At 35.8% G+C, this 6038-nt stretch carries 2 protein-coding genes, 1 pseudogene and 1 other annotated feature; all 3 genes and pseudogenes read right to left on the bottom strand.

Annotated elements, in window-relative coordinates; all coding sequences use genetic code 11:
* Positions 1-98: 98 nt before the first annotated feature.
* The 3 genes and pseudogenes from Q0977_RS17695 to Q0977_RS17685 all read right to left on the bottom strand — a co-directional run bounded on the left by Q0977_RS17695 (position 99) and on the right by Q0977_RS17685 (position 5595).
* A complete protein-coding gene (locus tag Q0977_RS17695) occupies positions 99-2855 on the bottom strand; it encodes a cation-transporting P-type ATPase (protein ID WP_299516377.1) in 2757 nt (918 codons plus the stop codon).
* A gap of 56 nt (positions 2856-2911) precedes the next feature.
* Positions 2912-2957 (bottom strand) — a sequence feature (sodium ion sensor (DUF1646 type); this cis-regulatory element may regulate processes involved in with the transportation of sodium ions).
* Positions 2958-3072: 115 nt separating this feature from the next.
* Positions 3073-4014, bottom strand: a pseudogene (gene floA, locus Q0977_RS17690) (flotillin-like protein FloA).
* Positions 4015-4236: 222 nt separating this feature from the next.
* Positions 4237-5595 (bottom strand): TrkH family potassium uptake protein, encoded by a 1359-nt coding sequence (locus Q0977_RS17685; RefSeq protein WP_251851432.1) that lies wholly within the window; start codon positions 5593-5595, stop codon positions 4237-4239.
* Between the last annotated feature and the right edge of the window lie 443 nt (positions 5596-6038).

Genomic DNA, 6038 nt, shown 5'->3' with positions numbered 1-6038 from the left:
TAATTCTTTAGGCGGAACTATCTTGAGTGTAGCACAGATGACTTTTTTATTTGTCTAACTTAATTTTACAATCGGCGCCTAGCTATTTTCGATAGCTATTACCAAATTTTAATACCAAACAACTCTTTCATGCCCGATAAAATCAAGGTAGGTAAGGCTGGAACAAACAGTACCAGTAAATAGATTGACAACGTCAATGGTGCTGTGCCCATTACTATATTAAAGAATGGGATAATCGTCACCAGATAAGAAGAAATACCTGCAAATAGAACAGCTGCAATTAAATATTTGTTTTCAAATGGGTTTCTTCTAAATAATGTTTTCGTGCTTCGCGCATCAAAAACATGCCATAATTGGCCATAAACCAGTGTTAAGAAAGCTACGGTTTGGGCTTGATTACTTGATAACCCTTGGTGAGCCGCCCATAAGAATGCAACATAAACCAATACTCCCATAAAAATTCCGCGAATCAAGACACGAGACCAAGTATAATTTGCTAGAACCGATTCGTTTGGATCTCTCGGCTGTTCCTCCATAATATCAGACTCAGCGACATCATATCCTAGTGAAAAAGAAGGCACTGCATCGCTTACCATATTGACCCATAAAATCATCAAAGCAGTTAATGTTGGTGTCGCACCAGGAACATTGCCGATTGATTGTGTAAAGAAGATTAAACCAATCAATAATGAAAGAACTTCTGCTACATTGGTTGTTAATTCATGACGCATAAAATTTTTAATATTGGCATAAATGGTTCGACCACTTTTAACAGATTGTTCAATTGTTGTGAATTTATCGTCCATCAGAATTAAGTCGGCTGAATCTTTCGTCACTTCGGTTCCAGCAATCCCCATAGCGATACCAATATCTGCAGCACGTAATGCAGGTGCATCATTGACACCATCACCGGTCATTGCGACAATTTGTCCGTGCTTTTGTAATTGTTTAACAATGCGTTGTTTATGTTCAGGTGACACACGAGCATAGATATTCGTATGGTTCACATAACTATATAATTCTTCATCAGACATCTTCTCGATTTCAATACCTTTAATCACTATCGCATCTACTGTATCAACAATACCTAATTCTAAGGCAATTGCTTTGGCCGTTTTTTCATGGTCCCCTGTAATCATAACAACTTCGACATTCGCTTTTTTCAATGTACTTACAGATTCTTTGACTTCTTCACGAGCAGGATCAATAATCCCGGCAACGCCGGTAATAATTAACTGTTTTTCTAACTCTTCGACAGATCCATTCATTGCTTCTTGTTCCGTAATTTCTCTATAACCAACAGCTAATGTACGTAAGGCTGCTTCTGCATACTCTTCGACGGTATCTACGAATGATTGTTTTGCTTCCTCTGAAGAATCAACTTTATGATTGATTAAAATGCCTGTACTTTTATTAACCAATACATCTGGCGCGCCTTTGGTATATACTAGATAACGCTCGTCTTCTTTAACAATGACACTCATCATTTTACGACTACTCGTAAAGGGCAATGTACGGACAATTTCTTTTTCTTGTTCTAGTTTTTCTTTCTTTACACCTGCTTTTAAACCTAAAACTGTTAATGCGACTTCTGTTGGATTCCCAAACGGTTTATATTCACCATCTGTTTCTTTGACAGTCGCTTCATTACATAAAACAGCTCCTTCTAAAAAGGCTAGTGTATCAGACAACTTGGCACTTGCTTCTGGTGAATGAATGTCACCTGTTGGCGCATATCCTAGTCCAGACACCGCGTAATAATGGCCGTTGCTATAATACTTAACCACCGTCATTTCGTTTTTCGTTAAGGTACCGGTTTTATCCGAACAAATATAAGAGGTTGCTCCTAAAGTTTCTACACTGGAAAGAGATTTAATAAGACCTCTATTTTGTGCCATTTTAGAAGCACCAATTGTCAATACAATCGACAATACTGCAGGCAACGCATCAGGAATAGAAGCTACTGCTAGAGCAATGGATGTCGAAAGCACAGAACCAATCGATGTAAAACTGATTTCCCCTGCCTGAATCATACCAATCACAAAAGTAAATAGAATGACACCAGCTGAAATCAGCATTAAAGTCTTTGTCAATTTATTAACCGTATTCTGTAAAGGAGATGGTTTATCTTCTACAGCTTGAATTAATTGTGCAATGTTTCCTAATTCAGTGTCTAAACCTGTAGCAACGACTAAACCAATTCCTTGCCCATTTGAAACAGTAGAGCCTGAAAATCCCATATTTTTTCTATCACCAATTTCAACAACTTCATCAATTGCTTCAGTATTTTTATGAATTGCATCTGATTCGCCAGTTAAATGTGCTTCCATCACTTGCAATTCATTCGTTTGAATCCAACGTACATCTGCTTCAACGAAATCGCCTACCTCTGCTTTGATTAAATCCCCCACCACAACATCTGTAGCAGTAATTTTTTCCCAGCTCCCATTTCTTAAGACCGTTGTTTGACGATTGTTCATCTCTTTTAAGGCATTTAAACTCTTACGCGCACTAATTTCTTGCCAGAAACCTAAACAAGCATTAATGACAATTAAAATAAAAATAGCGGCTGCTTCATACAAAGATTCTATTCCATGCTGCACATCTCCTTTTACTTGAATGGAATAAAAAGAACTCAGTAAAGATAATACAATAGCTCCCATCAATACGATGACAATGGGTTCTTTAAAATTCTTCAAGAAGACTTTCCAGTAGGGATTTTCTTTTTCATCAGGCAGCTTATTCACTCCGTATTGCTCTCTGAGAATACGAACCCGTTCATTTGTTAATCCGTTCGTTGAATCAACCTCAAATCGCTTGATTAATTTTTCTTTTTTTTCTTGATAAAAATGCATAAATAACTTCCTTTCTTTTTTTCTAAACAACGCAAAAAGAGCGCAAGCAAACAAGACTCTCCTCACCCTTGGAGAATATGTCTTGAAAGCTTGCGCCCAACCTGATTATTTATGAAATTAGTATTAATTTAACAAAGATTTTCTACTTTGTCTATCCAAATGCCTAAAAAACATAAATTCTTTTTTTACTGCTCAATCATTATCGTAGACTGAAAAACTATTCTTCACTAGTTTTTTCTGTACTTGAAGAAAGCGACGTTCGCATCTCAGTATCAGCATGGATATTTTTTAGTTTGTAGTAATCCATTGTACCCAATGTTCCCTTTTGTAATGCTTCTGCCATAGCTAAGGGAACTTCCGCCTCTGTCTCGACAATGTTTGCACGCATTTTTTCAACTTCTGCGCGCATTTCTTGTTCTTCTGCAACTGCCATAGGACGACGCTCTTCTGCCTTGGCTTGCGCAATATTTTTATCAGCTTCGGATTGATCCGTTTGTAATTGTGCTCCAATGTTACGCCCCACATCTACGTCAGCAATATCAATGGACAGAATTTCAAAAGCTGTTCCTGAATCCAATACTTTACTTAAAACTGTTTTAGAAATAGCCTCAGGACTTTTCATCACTAGATCATGCCTTTCAGCTGAACCCACTGTTGTGACAATCCCTTCACCTACACGGGCAATAATTGTATCTTCACCTGCTCCACCAACAAGTCGTTCAATATTGGCACGGACAGTGACTTTGGCTTTAACTATAATTTCAATCCCATTTTTTGCTACAGCACCAATCATCGGTGTTTCAATTACTTTGGGATTAACTGATACTTGAACGGCTTCAAAAACATCTCTTCCAGCTAAATCAATTGCTGCGGCTTTCTCAAATTATAAATCAATATCTGCGCGATGAGGAGCGGTGAGAAGCGATTAGAGCATCAATCACACGATTGACATTTCCTCCAGCCAAATAATGTGCCTCTAATTGATCAGTTGTTAAGTCTAACCCAGTTTTCGTTGCTTTAATTAACGGTTGAATAATTTGTCGAGGAGAAACTCGTCTCAAACGCATCCCACATTAATGTACCTAAACCAACTTTAACACCTGAAAAATACGCCGAAATCCACAATCCTACTGGAACAAAACTAAAAAAACAGACTCATGATAAATAAAATTAGAATAGCAACTATGAATATCCCTATAGTTCCGTTACTTATTCTATCCACTGGATCCTCCTTTGTTATACAAATCTTTACTTTCATTACGCTATTATTTTATCATAATATATTTTTAACTATTTAGCTATTCAATTACACTTATTTACTTTTTTTGTAACTTGGTTTAATCATTACATTAATAAAATAGTGTACTCCTACATCATGAATCTATCCAATGATTACCGTTTCTTCTGGATATTTAATTTTCACCTCAACTTTATTTTCCTTTATAATCAAAGAGAAAAATACAGTTAGTACACCCACTCTCCCAAGAAACATCAATATTGCAACAACGATTTTCCCAATTGATGATAACTCCGGTGTTAACCCCATAGTCAAGCCAACAGTCCCAATGGCTGAAATAACTTCAAAAACGATATATTCTAAGCCTAATTGATTGACATTTGGAATCGTCTCTGTCACAGATAGAATCATTGTACTGACAATTATCACAGTTAAAAACATAAAGAATAAAACAAATGCTCGAGAAACACTTTCTTCCCTAATCGTTCGTTCACGAAATTCTGCTCGACTTCTCCCATGAAAAGTGGAATACATCTTGATTAAAAGCACACCAAAAGTTGTTGTTTTAAACCCACCTGCGGTTGAACCTGATGTTCCCCCAATAAACATAAGTAGCATTGTTAACATTAATCCGGCGTGAGACATTGAAAAATAGTCAATTGAGAAAAAGCCAGCTGTTCGAGGGGTTACAGAAAGAAATATCGTATTAAAGAATCGATGGATAATACTTCCTGTCCAAAAGTTCGAATTATTGTATTCAGTAATAAAAAAACCAATAATACCTATGAACAATAAAGTACCAGTCACTCGTAAGGCAATTTGACTATGTAGACTCAATCGATGTCTAGCTTGTTTCATTGTTAAGACATCATGCCAAACAAAAAAGCCCAAGCCTCCTGAAATAATTAAACAGCTGATTACCATCAAAACCCACGGATCGTTTTGAAACCCTACTAAACTATCGCCAAATAAATCAAATCCTGCATTACAAAAACTAGAAACTGCATGAAACAAACTATACCATAGTCCCTTTCCCCATCCAAATAAAGGAACAAATCGAAATGCTAACAAAACCATACCTATTCCTTGAATAGAAAAAGCAATCTTTACTACAGAAAATAATACTTTTATTTCACCAGACATTTGTTCTGTATTAAATGCTTCTCGTAAAATCATGCGTGTACTAAGTGCTACTTTTTGTTTCATTAAGACAAAAAAGAAGATTGGAATTGTCATAAATCCTAACCCACCAATCTCAATCAATAACAAGATAATACTTTGGCCAAAAACACTCCAATGCTCACTTGTTGTAACTGTCGTTAATCCAGTGACGCAAATAGCAGATGTCGCCGTAAATAGCGCATCTAGAAATTCTGTTTGCATACCGTTTCTTGAAGAAATTGGTAGCATCAAAATGCTAGCACCTAATAAAATTAATCCTAAAAAACCACTTGTTATCCACTGAACTGGTGAAAAAGAGAGTATTCTCTTTCTTTTTTTCATCTTTCCTATCCCTCACTATCTCTCTACATTTTTTTATAATCATTCATTTCTCTACACTATTTTAAATGTATTTTTTAGATAATAACTGCTCCATGATAGCATGAATAATAAAAAAATCCATACCATATCATATATAGTTAAAAAATGGTTCTATAATATTTGGTGTTGTTACTCACATTGAGTAAGGACATCAAAAATTTTTTTATAACAAAAAGACATGTGATTGTCCTATAATTAAGTCGTCTAAAACATAATAAGAAGGAAATCAGATGTCTATACCCAATTCTATCAAAATAAAGGATGAATTTCTAGATGCTTCAATCAAGTTAATTTTAAATCGCCGATTGTAAAACTAAGCTAGACAATTAAAAAAGTCATTTGTGCTACACTCAAGATAGTTCCCGCAAAAGAATTATAAGGAGTGAAGACAAATGACCTATACC

The organism is uncultured Rummeliibacillus sp. (assembly GCF_934216135.1).
Taxonomy (GTDB): domain Bacteria; phylum Bacillota; class Bacilli; order Bacillales_A; family Planococcaceae; genus Rummeliibacillus.
The sequence above is the reverse complement of the archived record's forward strand: the minus strand, read 5'-3'. Positions and strand labels throughout refer to the sequence as shown.

What these genes read in the sequence shown, in the direction of transcription:
- Q0977_RS17695 (WP_299516377.1), bottom strand. Translation starts at nt 2,855, where the DNA reads ATGCATTTTTATCAAGAAAAAAAAGAAAAATTAATCAAGCGATTTGAG.
- Q0977_RS17685 (WP_251851432.1), bottom strand. Translation starts at nt 5,595, where the DNA reads ATGAAAAAAAGAAAGAGAATACTCTCTTTTTCACCAGTTCAGTGGATA.